Below are 19,433 nucleotides of genomic sequence, written 5' to 3' on the forward strand. Positions count from 1 at the left end.
CCGGCGAAGCCCCCGCTCCAGGCGAGCGGGGGCTTCGGCCGTTTCCGGTGCCGGATGGGGTGTTCAGGGCGCGTACGGCGGGACGGCCGCTTCTCCGGCGGCCTCGCGCAGGACGTCCTTGAGCATGTCCGGCGTCAGCCGTCCGGTGAACGTGTTGCGCTGGCTGACGTGGAAGCAGCCGTAGAGGGTGACGGGGCCGGGAGCCGGGGATACGACGGGCTCCCCGGTCTTCCGGGTGGTGTCCGCGCGCTCCAGCGTCACCCGCGCGCCGTGCGCGAACTTCGGCCGCGGCTTCGGCACCTGCCAGCCCGCCGCAGCGAAGGCGGGCAGCGCCGCCTGCCAGCCGAACGCTCCGAGGATCACCGCCGAGCGAAGACGCGGGCCGAGGATCTCCATTTCCCGTACGAGCCAGGGTCTGCACATGTCGCGCTCGCCCGGGGTCGGTTTGTTCTCGGGTGGGGCGCAGTGCACCGGCGACGTCACCCGCACCCCGCGCAGCGTCAGCCCGTCGTCCACGGAGACGGCCGACGGGCTTGATGCCAGGCCCAGTTCGTACATCGCCTTGTACAGGACGTCTCCGGAGCGGTCGCCCGTGAACATCCGGCCCGTCCGGTTTCCTCCGTGCGCCGCGGGGGCGAGCCCGATGACGAGCATCGAGGCATCCGCGGGCCCGAAGCCGGGCACCGGCCGGGCCCAGTACGTCCAGTCCTCGAAGGCGGCCCGTTTGACCCGCCCGACCTCCTCCCGCCAGGCGACGAGGCGCGGGCACGCGGTACATCCCGAGATACGCGCGTCCAGTTCGGTCAGCGGATCCATGCGGGCCACCCCGGGTCGTCTCCCCTCTGCTCGTACGTCCTCAGAACAGCTCGTCGTCCGTGGAACGCACGAGCCGCGCCTGCATGTTCCGTTCCATCATCCGCAGGGCGGCCTCGGCGAGGTCACCGTGGATGCTCGCGCAGGCGTCCTCGGCCACGACGACCTCCAGATGCCTGATGTGGGCGTCGAGCGCCGAGTAGAGGATGCACTGCTCGGTCACCTGGCCGCACAGGAGCACGGAGTCGATGCCGCGCTGGCTGAGCAGGTACTCCAGCGGAGTGTCGTAGAAGATCGAGTGCCGGGCCTTCACCACGAAGAGCGAGTCGCCCTCGGGGCGGATCGGCGCGACCAACTCCGCGTGCGGGCCGTTCAGGACGATGTCCAGGAGCTCGTCGTGGTGTGAGCGCCACAGGCCGAAATTGTCGTTGGCGTAGATGACCGTGATGTCGTCGGCCCGCGCCCGCTCGATCACTCTGCGGACGTTCGGCAGCACCTCCCTGACCGACTTCCGGAGGATCTCCGCGTCCGGGTGGTCATACATGTTGATCATGTCTACGACGATGAGAGCCTTCTGAGCCATGCCCCGAGTCCATCACGCGCCACACCCGTAACGCGGGTGCCCCGCCAGCGGACGCGGTGCGGGCCGCCCGGCCCGCACCGGCGTCCCCGGTCAGACGGTCACTCGTCGACGGACGCACCGAACGCCGCGCCCGTCGCCGGGGCGCCGAGAGCCGCTCCGCCGTACGACCAGGAACCGTCCGTCACCAGGCCCTTCGTGCTCGCGGGCAGCACCCAGACCGCTCCGTCGTGCGTGTTCTCGCCCGGTGCCGCCGCGATCAGCTCGGAGCGGCCGTCGGCGTCCGTGTCGGCGAGGCGGAGCTGGCCGCCCCACCCGTCGCTCTCCTCCACGACGCCGGGAACGGCGGCGGTGTTCTGGTCGAAGGACTGCGCGCCGGTGGCGGTCAGGCCGTCGGCCGAGCCGCGCAGCAGCCAGACGGCGCCCGCGTCCCGGACCGTGCCCACGTCCTCGCCCGCCGCGCCGACGGCCACGTCCGCGCAGCCGTCTCCGTCGACGTCGTCCACGGAGAGCTCGCCGCCCCAGGCGTCGCCTTCCTCCGCCGTGCCGGGGACGCCCGGCGAGTCCTGCGTCCACCACTGCGGCGCGTTGTCGGGCTCCTGGCCCACGGGGCCTTCGTCACCGCCGTAATAGACGCCCGCCAGACCGCCGTTCGCGCCCTGCGGCTGCTCGTCCGACGTGCGGATCTGGCCCACGACCAGGTCGTCGTACCCGTCGTTGTTGATGTCGCCGGACGCGGTGCCCAGGCCGCCGTTCAGGTCCCGCTGGTGCGAGACGCCGCTCTCGCCGCCCGCGTAGACGGACGACCAGCCCTGCTTGTGGCCGTCGTCGGGGCTGTAGCCCGAGATGACCAGGTCGGCGTAGCCGTCGCTGTCGTAGTCGCCGGTGGTGAGGTAGCCGGGCTGGATCGCGGTTCCGGCGGGGTGCTCCGTGGTGTCCACGGAGTCGGTGTGGCCGAACTCGCCCCCGGCGTAGGTGAACAGCTGCGCGCCTCTGCTGTCGAGCACGGCGATCACGTCGGCCGGGGTCGCGCCGGTGAAGCGGGCCGCGGTGACGGACATCCCGAAGCGGGCGCCCTCTTGCGGGGAGGCGGCGGCGAGGTTCAGGGCGCGGTCGGCGCGCAGCCCGGTCTTCGAGCCGAACAGGACGGTCACCCGGCCGGAGTTCTCCGCATCGCCCACGTCCTCGCCGGGCGCGCCGATGACCGCGTCGTCGTAGCCGTCGCCGTCGAGGTCGCCGGTGGCGACGGACGTGCCGAAGGAGTCGTACGCCTCCGAGCTGCCCGGCACACCCGCGGTGGACTGGCTGAACACGGCCGTACGTGCCTTGGGCACACTGTTGTTGACGCCGATGCCGTTGGCCGCTCCGTACTGGACGGTGACGTAACCGGCGCCCTCCTTGCCGCTGACGGTGCCGTCCGGAGCGCCGATCAGGACGTCGTCGTAACCGTCGCCGTCGAAGTCGGAGTTGCGGTCCGCGGCGCTGGTGCCGCCCGGCACGCCCGCGAGGGCCGCGGGGGCCGCGGCGATGCCGACGCCCGCGAGCAGCAGGAAGGAGGCGGCCGCCACGGCGGCGGACGTCTTCGTGCGGCGCGTGGTGCGGTGCGGGCGGGTCGTTCCGGTGGTCGTGCTGGTGGTCGTGTCGGCGGACGTGCTGGCGGTCGTGCTGGTGGTCGTGCTGGTCATGTCCTGCTCCCCCGTAGGTCTGATGGCGTACGAGCCGAAAGATCCGCTCATGTGGCGTGATCTCTCGGTAAGCGCCCGTTCCTCACTGACGCCCAGTTCGACCCGGGAGGCCGTACGGGAGTTGTGGTGCACGCCGTGGGCGTGACACAGCAGTGACATCAGTTGCGGAACGCGGACCTCGGGCGGGGGACGCGTGGGGCAGCCGCAGCCTTCAGCGGGCGATCGCTTCGACCGTGAGGCGGAGCTTCAGGCGGCGGCCGGTCATGCCTTTCGCCGTGGTCACGCCGAACGCGTACCGGTCGACGGTGGCCGTGCCCTCGACGGTCAGCCGCCGCCCGTCCGGCACGACCGCCCCGACGGCGACGGCGACGGGCCGCGTGACGCCTCGCACCGTCAGCTCCCCCGCCAGCTCCGCCGTACCCTCCGCGGACCGCGTCACCCCGCGGCTGCGGAACACGATCTCCGGGTGGCCCGCCGCATCGAGATAGTCGGCGGACACGACATGCCGGTCACGGCGGCGCAGCCCGGAGTCGAACGTATCCGTCCGGATGGTCACATCCACCGAGGAGTCCTCGACGGCATCGGTCACGGTGATCCGCCCACGGTCGATGCCGAAGGTGCCCCGCACCGGGAACAGTCCGAACACCGTGCGCATCCCGAACCGCACCGTCGAGGCCGCCGGGTCGATCTCGTACGTGCCGCTGCGAAGCTCGCTCTGCTCTTTCCTCGTCGGCATCACCATGACGTCCGCACCGCCCTCTCCCGCTGTCCGCGGCGGCTCGTCCGCCACCGCGATCACTGCATTCATCGTGCTCGCGCGGCGCGGCAGGGGGCAGATCCGGATGTCGTCGATCGCCCGGTACAAATGTCACCTTCCCCGGTGCCGGTGAAAGGGGAGCCCTATCAGCCCCTCGTCAATGCCGAATCGACCGGGAGCGGCTTCGCTCGCTAACGTGTGAACGGACCGCGCTCCTCCCGCCGTTCGGCGGGGTGGATCCGGTCCCGTCCAGCGAGGAGTTGATCGATATGCGCAGGCTCACGCAGCGCCGCCACATCGACCTCGGACGTCTTGCCGGCTCCTTCTGTCGCCGCTGACCTCCGGCCTCCGCTCGGCCCTTCTTTCCTCGTTCTTCGCTTCTTTCTTCCTTCCTTCCTTCTCTCCTTCGCTGATCGCCCGACGGCGCGTCCGCGGCCTCCTTCGCCGTGCGTGAGCGACGCCTTGTGAGCGACGCCTTGTGATCAGCGCTCCCTGACGCACGCCCCCCATGTCACCGGCATGCCCCGAACCCCCAGGAGCTCCCCCATGTCATCCGAACCCGCGCGCTTCGCGTACTGGGTCCCCAACGTCAGCGGTGGCCTCGTCACCAGCAAGATCGAGCAGCGCACCGACTGGGGCTACGACTACAACCGCGAACTGGCCGTCCTCGCCGAGAACAACGGCTTCGACTACGCCCTGAGCCAGGTGCGCTACATGGCCAGCTACGGCGCCGAGTTCCAGCACGAGTCGACCAGCTTCAGCCTCGCCCTGCTGCTCGCCACCCAGCGCCTGAAGGTGATCGCCGCCGTCCATCCGGGCCTGTGGCATCCGGGGGTGCTCGCCAAGCTCGGCGCGACCGCGGACCAGCTGTCGGGCGGACGGTTCGCCGTCAACGTCGTCAGCGGCTGGTTCAAGGACGAGTTCACCGCGCTCGGCGAGCCCTGGCTGGAGCACGACGAGCGCTACCGCCGCTCGGAGGAGTTCATCCGGGCGCTGCGCGCGGTCTGGACCGAGGACCACGCCGAACTGGCCGGTGACTTCTACCGGATCCGCGACTTCTCCCTCAAGCCCAAGCCCCTCAACACCCCCGAGCGCCCGCACCCGGAGATCTTCCAGGGCGGCAACTCCACCGCGGCCCGCGCCATGGCGGGCCGCGTGTCCGACTGGTACTTCTCCAACGGCAAGGACTTCGACGGCGTCACCGAGCAGATCCGGGACGTACGCTCCTCGGCCGCGGCGGCCGGACGCACCGCGCCCCGCTTCGGCCTCAACGGCTTCCTCATCGCCCGTGACACGGAGGCCGAGGCCCGTGAGACGCTCCGCGAGATCGTCGCCAAGGCCGACACCGACGCGGTCGAGGGCTTCGGGGCCGCCGTCAAACAGGCGGGGCGATCGGCCGCCGACGGCAAGGGCATGTGGCAGGACTCCTCCTTCGAGGACCTCGTCCAGTACAACGACGGGTTCCGTACGGGTCTGATCGGCACCCCGGAACAGATCGCGGAGCGCATCGTCGCCTACAAGCGGCTCGGCGTGGACCTCTTCCTGCTCGGGTTCCTGCACTACCTGGAAGAAGTGGAGTACTTCGGCAAGAAGGTGCTCCCGATCGTCCGCGAGCTCGAAGCCTCGGCCACCGACTGACCCACCTCTTCCCCTCGCCCCAACTCCCCGAGAAAGGCAGCAACATGAGCACCGTCGTACCCGCCGACTGGCAGACCCTCCCCGCCCCCGCGGACTCCCGGGCCTGGATCGACCGCGCCGCGCAGGTCGCGGCCGTACTGGCCACCGATGCCGTCGCCCGCGACAAGGCGGGCCGCACCCCTTACGCCGAGGTCCAGTTGCTCAAGGACTCCGGTCTGGTCACGCTCCTCGGGCCGGTCGAGCACGGCGGGGCCGGTCAGGACTGGCCGACGGCCTACCGCGTCGTGCGCGAGGTCGCCAAGGCCGACGGCTCGATCGGCCAGCTGCTCGGCTACCACTACCTGTGGAACTGGGCCGCACGCCTGGTGGGCACCCGCGAGCAGTGGGAGCACGTCGAGGCCGAGGCGGCCCGCGGGCGGTGGTTCTTCGGCGGCGCGGTCAACCCGCGCGATCACGACGTGGTGGTCACGGAGGAAGGCGACGACCTGGTCTTCACCGGACGCAAGTCCTTCTCCACCGGCAGCAAGGTCTCCGACGTCACCGTGCTCGAAGGCGTCATCGAGGGCACGGACCAGCATGTCTTCGCCATCGTGCCGTCCGACAGCGAGGGCCTGACCTTCCACGACGACTGGGACAACATCGGCCAGCGGCTCACCGAGAGCGGCGGGGTGACCCTGGACGGCGTGCGCACGCCGTGGGCGTCGGCCGCCGGATACGTCGACAAGGAGTTCAGGCCGCGCGTCTACAACACGCTCAACGTCCCCACCATCCAGCTGGTCTTCGTCAGTTTCTACCTGGGCATCGCCGCCGGCGCCCTGGAGACGGCCGCCTCGTACACCACGGCCAAGTCCCGCCCCTGGCTGCACGGCGGCCACGACACGGCCGTCGACGAGCCGTACGTCATCGACATCTACGGCGATCTCACCGCCAAGCTGTGGGCCGTCGAGGCGCTGGCCGACGCCGTCGCCCTGGAGGGCCAGGCGTTGCACGACGACCCGGACGCGGTCACCAAGCAGTCCCGCGGGGTATTCGAGGTGCGGGTCGCGGCGGTGAAGGCGCGGGCCACGGAGGTCGCCCTGGAGATCACCGGCCAGGTCTTCGAGGTGACCGGCGCCCGCTCCACCGCGTCCTCCGAGGGACTCGACCGGTTCTGGCGCAACGTACGCACCCACACCCTGCACGACCCCGTCGCCTACAAGCGCCGCGAGGTCGGGCGGCACGTCCTGACCGGTGAGCTCCCGGAACCCACCTGGTATTCGTGACGCCGGGCAGTGGCCCCGGCGCGAGTGGCTCAGTGGCTGCCGGTGAGTTCGCCGCTGAGCTTCTCGTGGATCCGGGCGCTCGGCCCGTTCAGGCCGATGATCTCCACCGTCTTGCCGCGCTGGGCGTACTTGGTCTCGATCGCGTCCAGGGCGGCGACGGAGGAGGCGTCCCAGACGTGGGCGGCGCTCAGGTCGATGACGACCTTGTCGGGGTCACCGGCGTAGTCGAACCGTCCGACGAGATCGTTGGCGGAGGCGAAGAACAGCGCGCCGGTGACGGAGTAGGTGACGGTGCCGGCGTGATGGTCGGAGAGGGCGGTGACCTCGGCGTGGTGGGCGACGCGCTTGGCGAAGACGGCCATCGCCGTGATCGATCCCGCGACGACGCCGACGGCGAGATTGTGCGTGGCGACCACGCACGCCACGGTGACGACCATGACCGCGATCTCGCCGGCGGGCATCCGCCGCAGCGTCTTCGGCGCGACGGAGTGCCAGTCGAAGGTCGCGAAGCAGACCATCACCATGACGGCGACCAGGGCGGCCATGGGGATGTCGGAGACGACGGGTCCGAAGACGATGCACAGAACCATCAGAAAGGCGCCCGCGAGGAAGGTGGACAGGCGGGTGCGGGCCCCGGACACCTTTACGTTGATCATCGTCTGGCCGATCATGGCGCAGCCGCCCATGCCGCCGAAGAAGCCGGTGACGATGTTGGCGATGCCCTGTCCGATGGACTCGCGCTTCTTGGAGGAGCGGGTGTCGGTGATGTCGTCGACGAGCTTGGCGGTCATCAGGGATTCCATCAGGCCGACCAGCGCCATGGCGAGCGCGTAGGGCGCGACGGTCGTCAGCGTGTCCACGGTGAACGGCACGTCGGGCAGGCCCGGTACCGGCAGGGACGACGGCAGTTCTCCCTTGTCGCCGACGGTCGGCACCGCGATCCCGGCGGCGACCGTGACGACCGTGAGGACGACGATCGAGACGAGCGGGGCCGGGATCACCGTGGTGACCTTGGGGAAGAACACCATGAGGGCGAGCCCGGCCGCGATCAGTGGATAGACCGGCCAGGGCACGTCGTGCATCTCCGGGACCTGGGCCATGAAGATCAGGATGGCCAGGGAGTTCACGAAGCCGACCATCACGCTGCGCGGCACGAACCGCATCAGCTTGGCGACGCCGATCGCGCCGAGGACGATCTGGAAGACACCGGCGAGGATCACGGCCGCGACGAGATACCCGAAACCGTGCTCGCGGTTCAGGGGCGCGATCACCAGCGCGACGGCACCGGTCGCCGCCGAGATCATCGCGCGGCGCCCGCCGACGACGGAGATGGTCACGGCCATCGTGAAGGACGCGAACAGGCCGATCGCGGGGTCGACCCCGGCGATGATCGAGAACGAGATCGCCTCGGGGATCAACGCGAGGCCGACCACCAGACCGGCGAGCGCCTCGGTGCGCCAGACCTTCGGGTCGGACAGCCAGTCGGGGCGCAAACCCCGCAGCCGGGCGGCCGGGGACAGTACGGACGTGGGCAAGGGAAGTACCTGTCGTGCTCGGGAAGAAGGGGGGCGCGCGAGTCGGCCCCGCGAGCAGCACCCCTACGTTACGGCAGTGGTCGAGGGGTGATTCAGTTGCCGGCGCCCTGCCCGATGTAGAGCTCGGCGAACGCGGCCGCGGCGGCCGGGGAGCGCAGGATCCTGCGCAGCCGGGCGGTTGCGGTGCCCGCCCTGAACGGGTCGCCCGACGACGTCCCGTGCAGCAGCTCGGAGAGCCACTGCGAGAACTCCTGGTACTGCCACACCCGCGACAGGCAGGCCTGCGAGTATCCGCTCAGGGCGCTGTCGTCGCCCTTCGTGCAGTGGGCCACGAGTGCGTCGCCCAGCAGCAGCGCGTCGTGCAGCGCCAGGTTCATGCCCTTCGCGGCGATCGGAGCGGCCAGGTGGGCGGCGTCGCCCGCGAGGTACAGGCGCCCGTGGGACATCGGCTCCACGACGTAGTTGTGCATGTCGAGGACGCGCTTCTCGATCAGTGGTCCCTCGGTGAGCGGCGGCGCCCCCGCCACCGAGAGGCGGGCGTGCAGCTCGGACCAGACACGCTCGTGCGGCCAGTTGGCGGGGTCGTCGCCGGGCGGGCACTCGAGGTAGTAGCGGGTGACCTCGGGGCTTCGGGCCATGTGCGCCGCGAATCCGCGCGGGTGGATGCCGAAGACGACGCAGTCCGATGACGGCGGCGCCTGGGCGAGCAGAGCGAGCCAGCCGATTCCGTAGTCGTGCCGGGCGACGGTGGCCCGGTCCGCCAGGTAGGTGCGCGTCACGCCGCGTGCGCCGTCGCAGCCCGCGACGGCGTCGCAGTCGACGCGTACGCGCTCGCCCGTGCGCGGGTCCGTGTACGACACCGCGGGGCGGTCCGTGTCGATGCCGTGCAGTTCCACGTCGCGTACGCCGAAGCGGATGTCGCCGTCCGCGCGGTCGGCGTAGGCGCGCACCAGGTCCGTGACCAACAGGGGCTGGGGGTAGACGAAATGCCGGTTGCCCGACAGCTCGCCGTAGGGGAACCGGTGGCTCTCCCCCGCCCACCGGAACTCGCATTCGCCGTGCGTCTGCGCGTGCGCGAGGAGCCGGTCGGCAAGGCCACGCCGCTCCAGGGCGCGCACCGCCCACTCCTCGATGAAGCCCGCGCGGGGCCGCTGTTCGATGAACTCCCTGCTCTCCGTCTCCAGGACCACGCAGTCCACCGCAGCGGCACGCAGGATGTTGGCGACGGTGAGCCCCGCCGGTCCGGCTCCCACGACGACGATGCGGGCGCGCTGTCGCGGCGCGGGGTGCTCGGGAGTTGAGGCGAGGTCCATCCGGAAATTATGACGGGTACACGACGAATGGAAGACCACCCCGAATACGGGTGCGACAATCTGGCCGGGACCACGCCCCGTGCCCGATCTCCGGAGCGTCGGTCCTGGTGCGGGAGGCGCCGGTCATGGACGTTCCCGGGGCAGCGGCGCCCCGGCGGACCGGCGGTGGGGAGGAGTCGACGGTGCTGGAGTGGCGGTACATCGCCAAGGGCGTGCGGGTCGTTCCCGAACCCGTGGCCACGCCTTTCCTCTGGACGGGCGCCTGCGCGGGCGCCTTCGCGCTGGTGACCGTGCTCGATCTGCTGGGCGCGCTCGACCGCACCGGATTCGCCCTCGCGGCCCTCTCGGTGCTTGCCGCGCTCCTCGGGGTGCGGGGCCGATTCGCCGCGGCGCCGGGGACGGCCCTGCTGTGCTGGATGCTCCTCAACTATTTCGCCGCCCATCCCATAGGGGAGATCTCCTGGGCCGGGCACCGCGACCCCGAGTGGATGGCCTGCCTCCTTGCCGCCGCTCTCATCGGCACGACGGCGGGCCGCGTCCTGCACGCACGCGCCGCCTACCGCCGCATCAGCCCGTACACCAGCCCGTACGACGGCACGGGCTGACCCGGCCCAAGGCACGAAGGCACGAAGGCACGGCAATTCGTTTCCCGTGGCGCGGCGATGCTTCTACTGTGGCGCCGTGACGGCTCAAGTGATCGTTCTCAATGGTGGTTCGAGCTCCGGCAAGTCCGGCATCGCGCGATGTCTGCAGGCGGTGCTTCCGGATCCGTGGCTGACGTTCGGCTGCGACACGTTCGTCGACGCACTGCCCGCGGCCATGCGCACCGCGTCCGACGGGATCGAGGTCGCCGCGGACGGCGAGGTGACCGTAGGCCCGGAGTTCCGCACGCTGGAGGCGGCGTGGATCGAGGGGATCGCGGCGATGGCCCGGGCCGGCGCCAGAGTCATCGTCGACGAGGTCTTCCTCGGCGGCCCGGCGTCACAGGAGCGCTGGCGGAAGTCCCTCGGTGATCTGCCGGTGCTGTGGGTCGGCGTCCGCTGTGCCGGCGCGGTCGCCGCGGGCCGGGAGACGGCGCGGGGTGACCGGGTCGCCGGGATGGCGGCCTCCCAGGCGGAAGTGGTCCATCGCGGCGTGCTCTACGACATGGAGGTGGACACGACGGAGGCCGAGTCCCTGGAGTGCGCACGGGCCATCGCCGCCCGCATCGCCTGACGGAAAGGCCGCTGCCGGGGCCGCATCCGGGGAAATCGCATAAGGCCGACGGGTAAACAGACACTGAATCCGACAGGGCTCGGTCTATTGCAGTACACCCACCCATGGAATGCGGTCGGAATAATCAATCTCGCCGCGCCATGAATAGCCCTGAGACGCCTGTTGGCGTCCGGGGCACCTCACGCCCCGGACGCCAACAGTGTCATTCATCGTCATTGCGGCGGTGCGCCGGCGCCCGCCCGAGGGTCAGTGACCCGGACCGAGACCGCCGTAGTAACCGCCGAGCTGGTCACGGTACGCGGGGTCGCCCAGGTGCTTCTCCTTGTCGAACTCGGGCGCCTCCTTGATCTGGTCCTTGGTGCGCGAGACCAGGATCTTCCGCGCCTCGTGGTCGATGGCGGTGACGGTGCTCGCAGGCAGCAGCACCTCCTTGCCGAAGATCCACACTCCGGTGTCGACGACGATGTACTGGTTGGCGACCTCGTTCGAGTGCTTGTCGACCTTGCCGATATGTCCGTCGGCGGCCTCTACCTTGTAGCCGGTCAGGTCTGCGTCCGGGCCGTGCCCGGCGGTCGGGGCGTAGCTCCAGATTTCGTTGCTCATCGAGAACTCCTCAATTGGTTTCCCCTGAAAGGCAGGGATTCGCATAACGGGAGGAGATGATCAACCTCCGCAGCACCGGGTGCCCTCCCGGAAAGGCGGCAAACAGAAGAATCCGGCCGTCTGCGCGCAGCCGATTCCGATAGGGACACGTGTGCGACACGGTTCACCGGGCACCCGGGGGAGACGAAAGTCGCGGGAGCGAGCTCCGAGCACCCAAAGGAATCCATGAGGCCAGAGGTGCGTGCAGCCGACCGGGACCGTCACCGTCTGTCATCACCCGAGTGGTGGCCGGTGCCGGAACGGCGGATCGTGGTGAGAGGGCCCGGCGCGAGCGGTTCGCGTGCCGTGAGACCCATGACGACCGGAGGTGAGTGATGGTCGCGCATACGACCGTCCCGGCTGTCCCCTGGCACCTGCTGACCCTGCCCGGTGTCTACGCGCCGCAGGACGACACGGGTCTCCTCGCACGCGCCCTGTGCCGCGAGGCCATCGGTCCGGGCACGGACGTACTGGACCTCGGCACCGGCAGCGGCGCGCTGGCCGTGCACGCGGCGCGGCTCGGCGCCAGGGTGACGGCGGTGGACATCGCCCGGCGTGCCGTCCTGACCGCCCGTCTCAACGCGCTGGTGACGCGGCAGCGCATCACCGTCCTGCGGGGCGACCTCACGGCGGCCGTCCCCGGCCGGTCCTTCGACGTCGTGGCGAGCAATCCCCCGTACGTCCCCTCCCCCTCCGTGCGGCTGCCGCGGCGCGGCGCGGCGAGGTCCTGGGACGCGGGGCAGGACGGCCGCGCGGTGATCGACCGGATCTGCGACGCGGCCCCCGAAGCGCTGCGCCCGGGAGGCGTGCTGCTCATGGTCCACTCGGCCCTGTCCGGCACGGACGCCACCGTGCGCCGCCTCTCGAAGGCCGGTCTTCGGACCACGGTCGCCGACCACGCCCTGATCCCGTTCGGGCCCGTCCTGCGCTCGCGCCGTACCTTCCTGCGCGGCCGGGGTCTGCTCGGCGAGGAACTCGCCGGGAACGACAGAAACGACGGGACCGACGAGTACATGGAGGAGTTGGTGGTCATCCGTGCCGAACGCACCTGATCCCGCGCCGGCCCCGCGCGAGCAGCGGCCCCGCCGCGTCACCATCGACCCCGAAGGCCCCCTGCTCGTCGAGGGCCCGGTCGAAGTGGTCGGCGACGACGGCCGGGTCATCGCCTCCCGGCGCTTCACCGCCGCGATCTGCACCTGCCGCCGCAGCCGTACGTACCCGTGGTGCGACACCAGCCACCGCCGCCGCGTCAGGCAGGACGACGAGCCCGAACCTGACACCGACACCGACGCCGGCACCGACGCCGGCACCGACGCCGCCACCGACCAGGAGTCCTAGGGGAGGAAAAACCCGATGCCCGCCGACAACCAGAGCCCTCCCCCGCACGACGCCGCCCGCGAATCACGCCGCACGAGCCCGCCCCTGCCCGAACCCCGCGGCCTCCTGTCCAGCCTGGTGGCCGGCACGCTGCGGGCCGGGGGCAGTTCGGGTCCCCTGCCCCTGGACACCCACGACGCCGACCCCTACGGCGACGATCTCCAACTCGCCCTCTATCTGCTCTACGAGCTGCACTACCAGGGTTTCGACGGGGTCCGCGAGGACCTCGAATGGGACCCCGAACTGCTCGGACTGCGCCGCGCGCTCGAAGGCCGCTTCCTCCACGCCCTGCGCGCCAACTGCCGCTCCACGGACAGCGCCGACCGTGCCCTGGCCGGTCTCCTCGTGGAGCCCATCGGCCACAGCAGCACCAGCGTCAGCCATCACCTCCAGCGCGACGGCGAACTGTGGCAGCTGCGGGAGTACGCGGCGGCCCGCTCGCTGTACCACCTCAAGGAGGCCGACCCGCACGCCTGGGTCATCCCGCGGCTGCACGGCCGGGCCAAGGCGGGCATGGTGGCCGTGGAGTTCGACGAGTTCGGGGCCGGGCGCTCCGAGGACATCCATGCCCGGCTCTACGCCGACCTCATGGAGGACCTCGCCCTGGAGACGGCCTACGGCCACTACCTCGATGCCGCGCCCGGCGAGGTGCTCGCGACGGTCAATCTGATGTCCCTGCTCGGTCTGCACCGGGCGCTGCGCGGCGCTCTGGTCGGGCACTTCGCCGCCGTCGAGGTCACCTCGTCGCCGGGCTCGCGGCGGCTGGCCAAGGCCATGCGCAGGAGCGGCGCGGGCCCGGCGGCCGAGCGGTTCTACGACGAGCACGTGGAGGCCGACGCGGTGCACGAGCAGGTGGTGCGCCGCGACGTGATCGGCGGCCTCCTGGCGAGCGAACCCGGTCTGGAGACCGACGTGGTCTTCGGCATCGAGGCGACGGGCTTCCTGGAGGACCGCCTGGGCGCACGGCTCCTGTCCGCCTGGCGCGAGGAACGCAGCGCTCTGCGCACGCCGTTGCCGGCCGCGGGCTGACCGGACCAGACCCCGACCGGACCCCGACCGGACGAGAGCCGTGCCCCCGGGCCGTCAGGCGGACCCGCGCACCCGGTCGATCTGGCCCAGCGCCTCCCGCAGGCTGGTGGGACGCAGCGCCCCGCGCACCGCGGGACCCGCCCAGCCGGGCCCGGCCAGCATGACCACGGGACGGCCGCGGGCTCCCCGTACCCCCCAGCGGATGTCGGCGATGTGCCGGGCCAGCGGGACGCTCGCGGTGGAGCGGGCCTGCGCCCACAGAACGACGACGGCCGGGCCCGTCCTGCGCACGGCCGACGAGACCGCCTCGACCGGCACCGCCGCACCGAACATGCGCTGCGGGAGGCCCAGTTCGCCCAGGGCCGCGCTGAGCGCCTCCAGCGGCAGGCAGTGCTGTTCGCCCGGCACGCAGGCCAGGACGAGGGGCGCCTCCGTGCCCGGCGCGCCCGAGGGGGCCGGGTTCTTCGGCTCCGCGGCGCAGCGGTGCAGGGTGCGGGAGATGTGCCAGGACAGCAGGTGCTCGACCTCCACGTAACGGTCGCCGGCCTCCTCCCACTTGCGGCCCACGGCGTGCAGCGTCGGCACCATCAGCTCCTGCCACGCGGTGACCAGGCCGTGGCTCTCCACCGCGTCGGCCAGCAGATCCTGCACGGTGGGTGCGTCGAGGCGTACGGCGGCGCGTGAAAGCCCCTTGCGCCTGCGGACCATCGTGTCGGACGACGGCTTCGGCGCCGGAGGCGCGGACCGCCTCGGCCCGGGCACGATCACCGGGCCGGTGAGGGGGTGGGCCGCCGTCGCGGCGTCGAGGAGCTTCAGCGCTTGGTGGGCGGCCTCGGCCGGCGGCATGCCCGCCGAGGTGAGGCGGCCCATCTCCTCGAGGACGGCGATGTCCCGGTCCGACCAGCGGCGGTGGTGGCCGGGGTCGCGGCGGGCAGGGCCGAGGCCGTACCTGCGGTCCCAGGTGCGCAACGTCGTCGGCGACACCCCCAAGCGCCGCGCCAGAGCACCGGTGGTCACTCCCGTGCCGGCCGAATCGCCGTCCTGCCCGCGGTGTTGCCCCTCGCTCATCAGGCCACGATACGACGCACAAGCGATGCGGGTTGCCGTGCCTGAGCGGCTGTTCCCAGGATGACCGGATCGCGGCCGGGGCTACGGCGCGACTGCCCGTTTCCGTTCGGTCGTACGGCGATTTGTGATCGCCGGGAGGAGCTGACGAAGCGTCGATGAGCACACCGGTGACCACCGATCCGGCTGCGGGCCTGGCCGGTGGTGACGAAGCGACCCTCACCGCGGCGTATCACCGTTGGGGGCCTCTGGTGCACGTCCTTGCCCAGCGCGCGCTCGGCGACAGCCGCGAGGCCGAGGACATCACCCAGCAGGTCTTCCTCGCCGCCTGGCGCGGTCGGGCCGCCTACCGGCCCGAACTCGGCAGCCCCGGGGCCTGGCTGACCGGCATCACACGGCACAGGATCGCGGACGCGCTGGCGGCGCGCACCCGGCGGGCGGCTCTCGTGGAGGGGGCCGGCGCGCAGTACGCGGCCATGGACCACCGCGCCACGGAGGGGATGGACTCGGCGGTCGACCGGACGCTGATGAACCAGGAGCTGGCGAGGCTTCCGGCCCCGCAGCGGACGGTGTTGCGTCTGGCGTTCTACGAGGATCTGACCCATCCGCAGATCGCCGAGCGCACCGGGTTGCCGCTGGGCACGGTCAAGAGCCACGCGCGGCGCGGCATCCGCAGTCTGCGGACCCGTCTGGCCGACGCGGAGGACGACCGCTGAAGATTCTCGGCCGCCGCTGCATCCGCGCGCCTGGTGCGGGCGGAAGCAAGGGGTAGCTCAGCTCATCAATGACCGCCATGTACCTGAGGCCGGCAGGGTCGCCCGGACCCTGCTCCCCTGTTCGGCCTCAGCGGAGTCGGTGCCGCTGAGGCTGTCGCCGTTGCCCCCGAAACGGCGGCCGAGCGGGCTGTGGGCGGCGGCTGTCGCGTCGCCGCCACCCACAGTCGCGACTCAGTGGCCCCTCATGGATCAGGTTCTTCACCCTTGCCGGACCATGCGCTGCGCGAGGATCAGGCCGCGTAGCCCTTCGGCGGGATGAGGGTGGCGAGCTGGTCGAAGGAGAGCCAGTAGATCTGGTTGCCGCCGAAGGAGGCGGGGTCGGCGATGAGGACGGTGCGGTTCGCGTCGTCGTAGCCGATGACCGTGAAGTAGTGGTAGATCGTCTGGTCCGACGGATAGCCGGGCGGCTGGTTGCCGGGCGGGGCCACGATGTTGGTCACCAGCGGGTAGTTGTTGTCGATGTCCAGGACGATGTCGTTCCACAGCAGGTCCTTCTGGGCCTGGCTCGGCGGATCGTTCGGCATCTCCTTCGTCTCGTACCAGCCGGTGCCGAGGTTGGCGTTGAGCACGCCGGTGACCTGGCTTATGTGGTCGGTGCCCGCCTCGGTGGTGCCGAGCTGCGCGGCCAGGGCGCCCTGGCTCGGCGGGGCGATGCGGGCGGACAGGGCGATGCGGGTGGCGGCGGGGCCGCACCAGTAGCCGGTCTCCTGGACCTGGTAGTCGACGGGCAGCGTGTGGGCGCTGCGGGTCTGCGCGCCGCCGACGCGCAGCCGGGTGCCGGGCTCGTTCTGTCCGCTGACGACCGCGGTCCCGGCCTTCGAACCGTGGTCGAGGACCGACACAGCGGCGGGAGGCGCGGGTTCGGCATGGGCGGCGGCCGGCGTGACGAGGGCGCCGACCGCGGCTACGGCGATCGCTGTGGAGACAAGTCTCTTGCGCATACGGGCTCCTGGAGTGAGGGGTGGGGAGTGCGGGGGCGTACGGGATGCGACGGGGCTCGGCTGACGCATGGCGGCTCAGGGGATCGGCGGGACCGAGGGGCCTTCCTCTGCGAGCAGGTCGCGGGCGAACTGCTCCCACTGCGCGTAGCGGTCGGGATAGGCCGACCGCTGGACGGCCTGGCAGACCTCGCCGGGCGGCATCGTCTCCCAGCCGCTGATCTGGATCAGCCCCGGATTGCTGCCGAAGGGGGCCACTCCGTAGAAGGACTTGGACGAGGTGGCCACGTCGGTGATCTGCTCGGGAGTGCCCCAGCCGGTACTGGGCCGCTGCTGGAAGATCCCCAGGGAGTCGTGGTCCACCGGCGTCAGGTAGTTGACGAACTTCGACTCCTGCATCGCCGTCATCAGCGCGATGACCTGGCCCTGTTCGGGGATCTGGGCGCCCTTGCCGACACCGATGACGGTGCGGGCGTTGGCGAGTTCCTCCGGGCCGAGGTCGGCCGCGGTCCTGAACGCCCGGTGCAGTTCGGCGTCGGAGGCCTGCCGCAGGGCGGTGGCCGTCGCGCGGTCGACCGAGCCGGTCCGGGGCAGCCCGTGGCGCTCCTGGAACCACTCGATGCCGTGGCCGGAGGAAGCCGCGGAGGCGGCGGAAGGCACGGCGAACAGGGAGCCGACCACGGCGAGCGAGGCGGCCACGGCCGCGCGGCGGGTGAGGGTACGGGTAGTGCGCAACGCCACTCCTTCATCGGATCGTCATTGCGTCCCGGCGTGCCGTGCGCACGTCGACGCGCGTTGAACGACGCGCTCAGGTCGGGGCCGGGGACGCAACGCGGTGGGGGGATGCGTGGGCAACAGCCCGGCAAGCTTCCTTGCATGGCCATGCCAGAAGCAATCAATGAAAGCCCAGACTTACGGCCCGCAACTGCGCAGCAGCGCACGGCCTTCGGCGGTCGCGACATGAAGCGAGCGTCCCGCTCGGCGGACGGTGGTCACAAGGCCCGCCGCACGCAGCACCTTGATGTGCTGGCTGATGGCCGGGTGGGTGACCTCCAGGAGGCGGGCCAGTTCGACCGTGGAGGAGCCGGTGAGGACCGCCTTGAGGACGGCGGCGCGCGTATGACCGACGAGCGGCCCCAGCGCGCCGTCGTCCATGCGGTCGGGGGGCTCGGGACGGGTCCAGTCCATGGCGTGCTCGATGGGATACACCAGGACGGGGGGCAGTTCGCCGTCGGCGAGCGTGACAGGCGTGGGCCAGCAGAAGAACGAGGGCTGCAGGGTGATCCCCCGGCCGTCGAGACGCAGGTCCTGCTCCACGGGGTAGTCGGCCTCCAACACCGGCGGCCGCCAGCGCAGTTGAGGCCCCAGTTCCGCCAGGAGCCCTTCGGTGCCGCCGTCGAGGAGGCTGTGCAGGCGGATGATGCGGTCGGCGTCGATCTGGGCGTGGATGCGCGGCCAGAACGGCGCGAGCGCCTCCAGGTGGTACGTGTGGAGGGCCTGCCCCAACTGCCGCAGCGCGGCGCCGTCGCCGCGCGCGAGGGACTCCGTCCAGCCCGGAAGGCGGCGCGACGCGGCCACCCGCGTCAGGTCGGTGCGCAGCCGCGGACGGGGGGTGCGCACGAGGGTGTCGACGGCCGCGTGGAGCGTCTGGCCCGATCCGTGGGTGGGGGTGAGGAAGTCCGGGGAGCAGCCGTGCGGCGGCAGGAGCGGCGACAGGAGCCGGCAGCTGTCCGACAGCCGCGGCCGGGCCCACCGCCGCCATTCCCCGAACTCCCGTGCGCCGTCCCGGCGTTGCAACGTCTGGACGCTGTTGCTGATCTCCCAGAGGAAGTCGGGCCCCGGGGCGACCCGTACCCGCGCCAGGTCCTCGGCCGTGAAGTGCACCCGCAGCATGGCCCGCCTCTCCCCCTGTGCCCGTGCCCGGCATTGCGGCCGACGCGTCGCCGCGCGGCAGGACACCAGGCGATCGCCGTGGGGCGGTTGCTGTCAAGAGAGACGGGCGAGGCCAAGACCCTCAAGTTTTGCTCTGAAGGCACCGGGGAGAGGGGTGTGCGCTGCCGCCATCGGGCACCACAGCCGAAAGACGGGGCGTCCGGAGGGGGCGGGGGCATGCGGAGGTACTTCAGGCGGGCCACGACGGCGGTGGGAGCACGACGGGCCCTTGGTGTGTACGACGTCGCGTATCTGGCGGGCGGGTCGCGGCGCGTGGTGGAGTGCGCGGTGATCAGGCTCGCCGAGAGCGGGCTGATCAGACTCAGGGCGTCGCGGGTGCGCGCCGCGGAGGGCGAGTTGCCCTCTCACCCGGTCGAGCGCGCCCTGGTCACGGCGTGTCTGCGCAACCGCAGCACGGCGTCCGTGTGCGCGGAGCTGCGGGAGTCCGACGAGGTCGAGGAGATCGCCGACCGGCTCGCCGAGTGGGGCCTGGTGACCCGGGCCAGGCACCAGCTGACCCGGGTCGGCAAACAGCGGCTCCAGATGGCCGAGGAGGACGAGAGCCTGCCGGCCTACGTGTGCGGCGGCCCCGCGGTCCTGCCCACGGGCACGGTCCGGCGCGGCGTCACGGAGGCGCAGCTGATCCCGCCCGGTCTCGGCCGGGCCCTGCTGCGGATGGGCAGAGCCCTCGACAACGGGTTGGACTCCTCCGACCACTACGACTCCGGTTCGGGTGGCGGCTGCGGGGGCGGGGGTGGCGGCGGGGGGGGGGGGGGGGGGGGGCGCCCCCGGGGGGGGGGGGGGGCCCGCTAAGCACCAAAGAGTAATACACCCAAAAAGCGGTTAAAACAATAGGGCAAGTAAAGACGACACGAC

At 71.4% G+C, this 19,433-nt stretch carries 21 protein-coding genes; 10 read left to right on the plus strand and 11 right to left on the minus strand.

Annotated elements, in window-relative coordinates:
• Positions 1-63 precede the first annotated feature (63 nt).
• The 4 genes from ABZ906_RS10555 to ABZ906_RS10570 form a co-directional block, all read right to left on the minus strand.
• On the minus strand, positions 64-816 hold the full coding sequence (locus ABZ906_RS10555) for a uracil-DNA glycosylase (RefSeq protein WP_361380096.1): 753 nt from the start codon (positions 814-816) through the stop codon (positions 64-66).
• Positions 817-856: 40 nt separating this feature from the next.
• The gene (locus tag ABZ906_RS10560) at positions 857-1,396 is read right to left on the minus strand and encodes an isochorismatase family cysteine hydrolase (RefSeq protein WP_361182886.1); all 540 of its coding nucleotides are present in this window, start codon (positions 1,394-1,396) and stop codon (positions 857-859) included.
• Positions 1,397-1,494: 98 nt separating this feature from the next.
• The gene (locus tag ABZ906_RS10565) at positions 1,495-3,078 is read right to left on the minus strand and encodes an FG-GAP repeat protein (RefSeq protein WP_361380099.1); all 1,584 of its coding nucleotides are present in this window, start codon (positions 3,076-3,078) and stop codon (positions 1,495-1,497) included.
• Positions 3,079-3,289: 211 nt separating this feature from the next.
• Positions 3,290-3,943 (minus strand): YceI family protein, encoded by a 654-nt coding sequence (locus tag ABZ906_RS10570; RefSeq protein WP_361380101.1) that lies wholly within the window; start codon positions 3,941-3,943, stop codon positions 3,290-3,292.
• A 161-nt stretch (positions 3,944-4,104) separates the two neighbouring features.
• Here ABZ906_RS10570 and ABZ906_RS10575 point away from each other — a divergent pair, with 161 nt between their 5' ends.
• From ABZ906_RS10575 to ABZ906_RS10585, 3 genes are all read left to right on the plus strand, one after another.
• Entirely contained in the window at positions 4,105-4,173 is a 69-nt protein-coding gene (locus ABZ906_RS10575) for a putative leader peptide (RefSeq protein WP_361183524.1), read from the plus strand.
• 208 nt (positions 4,174-4,381) lie between these two features.
• Positions 4,382-5,473 (plus strand): dimethylsulfone monooxygenase SfnG, encoded by a 1,092-nt coding sequence (gene sfnG, locus ABZ906_RS10580; RefSeq protein ID WP_361380104.1) that lies wholly within the window; start codon positions 4,382-4,384, stop codon positions 5,471-5,473.
• Between the two features lie 44 nt (positions 5,474-5,517).
• Positions 5,518-6,735 (plus strand): acyl-CoA dehydrogenase family protein, encoded by a 1,218-nt coding sequence (locus tag ABZ906_RS10585; RefSeq protein WP_361380107.1) that lies wholly within the window; start codon positions 5,518-5,520, stop codon positions 6,733-6,735.
• 29 nt (positions 6,736-6,764) lie between these two features.
• Here ABZ906_RS10585 and ABZ906_RS10590 read toward each other — a convergent pair whose 3' ends face one another.
• Both ABZ906_RS10590 and ABZ906_RS10595 read right to left on the minus strand, forming a co-directional pair.
• A complete protein-coding gene (locus ABZ906_RS10590) occupies positions 6,765-8,270 on the minus strand; it encodes a SulP family inorganic anion transporter (RefSeq protein ID WP_361380110.1) in 1,506 nt (501 codons plus the stop codon).
• A 92-nt stretch (positions 8,271-8,362) separates the two neighbouring features.
• A complete protein-coding gene (locus tag ABZ906_RS10595) occupies positions 8,363-9,583 on the minus strand; it encodes a 4-hydroxybenzoate 3-monooxygenase (RefSeq protein WP_361380113.1) in 1,221 nt (406 codons plus the stop codon).
• Between the two features lie 125 nt (positions 9,584-9,708).
• Here ABZ906_RS10595 and ABZ906_RS10600 point away from each other — a divergent pair, with 125 nt between their 5' ends.
• Entirely contained in the window at positions 9,709-10,188 is a 480-nt protein-coding gene (locus tag ABZ906_RS10600; protein ID WP_361182899.1) for a hypothetical protein, read from the plus strand.
• A 76-nt stretch (positions 10,189-10,264) separates the two neighbouring features.
• Positions 10,265-10,798 carry a chloramphenicol phosphotransferase CPT gene (gene cpt, locus ABZ906_RS10605; protein ID WP_361380116.1) on the plus strand — a complete coding sequence of 178 codons (534 nt, stop codon included), beginning with the start codon at positions 10,265-10,267 and terminating at the stop codon, positions 10,796-10,798.
• Positions 10,799-11,044: 246 nt separating this feature from the next.
• On the opposite strand, the gene ABZ906_RS10610 is transcribed toward cpt, so the two are convergent.
• Positions 11,045-11,401 (minus strand): PRC-barrel domain-containing protein, encoded by a 357-nt coding sequence (locus ABZ906_RS10610; RefSeq protein WP_361182903.1) that lies wholly within the window; start codon positions 11,399-11,401, stop codon positions 11,045-11,047.
• A gap of 374 nt (positions 11,402-11,775) precedes the next feature.
• On the opposite strand from ABZ906_RS10610, the gene ABZ906_RS10615 reads away from it, so the two are divergent.
• The 3 genes from ABZ906_RS10615 to ABZ906_RS10625 are packed head-to-tail and all read left to right on the plus strand — an operon-like array spanning position 11,776 to position 13,846.
• Positions 11,776-12,492: a HemK2/MTQ2 family protein methyltransferase gene (locus ABZ906_RS10615; RefSeq protein ID WP_361380119.1), complete on the plus strand. Its 717-nt coding sequence runs from the start codon at positions 11,776-11,778 to the stop codon at positions 12,490-12,492.
• Entirely contained in the window at positions 12,476-12,778 is a 303-nt protein-coding gene (locus ABZ906_RS10620; RefSeq protein ID WP_361380122.1) for a CDGSH iron-sulfur domain-containing protein, read from the plus strand. The genes ABZ906_RS10615 and ABZ906_RS10620 overlap by 17 nt, the downstream gene beginning before the upstream one ends.
• 15 nt (positions 12,779-12,793) lie before the next feature.
• The gene (locus tag ABZ906_RS10625; RefSeq protein ID WP_361380125.1) at positions 12,794-13,846 is read left to right on the plus strand and encodes an iron-containing redox enzyme family protein; all 1,053 of its coding nucleotides are present in this window, start codon (positions 12,794-12,796) and stop codon (positions 13,844-13,846) included.
• A 54-nt stretch (positions 13,847-13,900) separates the two neighbouring features.
• On the opposite strand, the gene ABZ906_RS10630 is transcribed toward ABZ906_RS10625, so the two are convergent.
• Positions 13,901-14,914, minus strand: a complete 1,014-nt coding sequence (locus ABZ906_RS10630) for a MerR family transcriptional regulator (RefSeq protein WP_361380128.1) — start codon at positions 14,912-14,914, stop codon at positions 13,901-13,903.
• A gap of 155 nt (positions 14,915-15,069) precedes the next feature.
• Between ABZ906_RS10630 and ABZ906_RS10635 the strand changes: the two genes are divergently transcribed.
• Entirely contained in the window at positions 15,070-15,627 is a 558-nt protein-coding gene (locus tag ABZ906_RS10635) for a sigma-70 family RNA polymerase sigma factor (protein WP_361380131.1), read from the plus strand.
• Positions 15,628-15,917: 290 nt separating this feature from the next.
• Here ABZ906_RS10635 and ABZ906_RS10640 read toward each other — a convergent pair whose 3' ends face one another.
• From ABZ906_RS10640 to ABZ906_RS10650, 3 genes are all read right to left on the minus strand, one after another.
• Complete coding sequence (locus ABZ906_RS10640) at positions 15,918-16,628, minus strand: C39 family peptidase (RefSeq protein WP_361380134.1); 711 nt, start codon at positions 16,626-16,628, stop codon at positions 15,918-15,920.
• Positions 16,629-16,703: 75 nt separating this feature from the next.
• Positions 16,704-17,360 carry a peptidoglycan-binding protein gene (locus ABZ906_RS10645; RefSeq protein ID WP_361380137.1) on the minus strand — a complete coding sequence of 219 codons (657 nt, stop codon included), beginning with the start codon at positions 17,358-17,360 and terminating at the stop codon, positions 16,704-16,706.
• Positions 17,361-17,537: 177 nt separating this feature from the next.
• Entirely contained in the window at positions 17,538-18,518 is a 981-nt protein-coding gene (locus tag ABZ906_RS10650) for a helix-turn-helix domain-containing protein (protein WP_361380140.1), read from the minus strand.
• Between the two features lie 216 nt (positions 18,519-18,734).
• On the opposite strand from ABZ906_RS10650, the gene ABZ906_RS10655 reads away from it, so the two are divergent.
• Entirely contained in the window at positions 18,735-19,370 is a 636-nt protein-coding gene (locus ABZ906_RS10655) for a TIGR04222 domain-containing membrane protein (RefSeq protein ID WP_361380143.1), read from the plus strand.
• Positions 19,371-19,433 lie beyond the last annotated feature (63 nt).

Origin of the sequence: Streptomyces sp. NPDC046925, assembly GCF_040644915.1 — a bacterium.
Taxonomy (GTDB): domain Bacteria; phylum Actinomycetota; class Actinomycetes; order Streptomycetales; family Streptomycetaceae; genus Streptomyces.

What these genes read in the sequence shown, in the direction of transcription:
- ABZ906_RS10555 (WP_361380096.1), bottom strand. Translation starts at nt 816, where the DNA reads ATGGATCCGCTGACCGAACTGGACGCGCGTATCTCGGGATGTACCGCG.
- ABZ906_RS10560 (WP_361182886.1), bottom strand. Translation starts at nt 1,396, where the DNA reads ATGGCTCAGAAGGCTCTCATCGTCGTAGACATGATCAACATGTATGAC.
- ABZ906_RS10565 (WP_361380099.1), bottom strand. Translation starts at nt 3,078, where the DNA reads ATGACCAGCACGACCACCAGCACGACCGCCAGCACGTCCGCCGACACG.
- sfnG (WP_361380104.1), top strand. Translation starts at nt 4,382, where the DNA reads ATGTCATCCGAACCCGCGCGCTTCGCGTACTGGGTCCCCAACGTCAGC.
- ABZ906_RS10585 (WP_361380107.1), top strand. Translation starts at nt 5,518, where the DNA reads ATGAGCACCGTCGTACCCGCCGACTGGCAGACCCTCCCCGCCCCCGCG.
- ABZ906_RS10595 (WP_361380113.1), bottom strand. Translation starts at nt 9,583, where the DNA reads ATGGACCTCGCCTCAACTCCCGAGCACCCCGCGCCGCGACAGCGCGCC.
- ABZ906_RS10600 (WP_361182899.1), top strand. Translation starts at nt 9,709, where the DNA reads ATGGACGTTCCCGGGGCAGCGGCGCCCCGGCGGACCGGCGGTGGGGAG.
- ABZ906_RS10610 (WP_361182903.1), bottom strand. Translation starts at nt 11,401, where the DNA reads ATGAGCAACGAAATCTGGAGCTACGCCCCGACCGCCGGGCACGGCCCG.
- ABZ906_RS10615 (WP_361380119.1), top strand. Translation starts at nt 11,776, where the DNA reads ATGGTCGCGCATACGACCGTCCCGGCTGTCCCCTGGCACCTGCTGACC.
- ABZ906_RS10625 (WP_361380125.1), top strand. Translation starts at nt 12,794, where the DNA reads ATGCCCGCCGACAACCAGAGCCCTCCCCCGCACGACGCCGCCCGCGAA.
- ABZ906_RS10630 (WP_361380128.1), bottom strand. Translation starts at nt 14,914, where the DNA reads ATGAGCGAGGGGCAACACCGCGGGCAGGACGGCGATTCGGCCGGCACG.
- ABZ906_RS10635 (WP_361380131.1), top strand. Translation starts at nt 15,070, where the DNA reads ATGAGCACACCGGTGACCACCGATCCGGCTGCGGGCCTGGCCGGTGGT.
- ABZ906_RS10640 (WP_361380134.1), bottom strand. Translation starts at nt 16,628, where the DNA reads ATGCGCAAGAGACTTGTCTCCACAGCGATCGCCGTAGCCGCGGTCGGC.
- ABZ906_RS10650 (WP_361380140.1), bottom strand. Translation starts at nt 18,518, where the DNA reads ATGCTGCGGGTGCACTTCACGGCCGAGGACCTGGCGCGGGTACGGGTC.
- ABZ906_RS10655 (WP_361380143.1), top strand. Translation starts at nt 18,735, where the DNA reads ATGCGGAGGTACTTCAGGCGGGCCACGACGGCGGTGGGAGCACGACGG.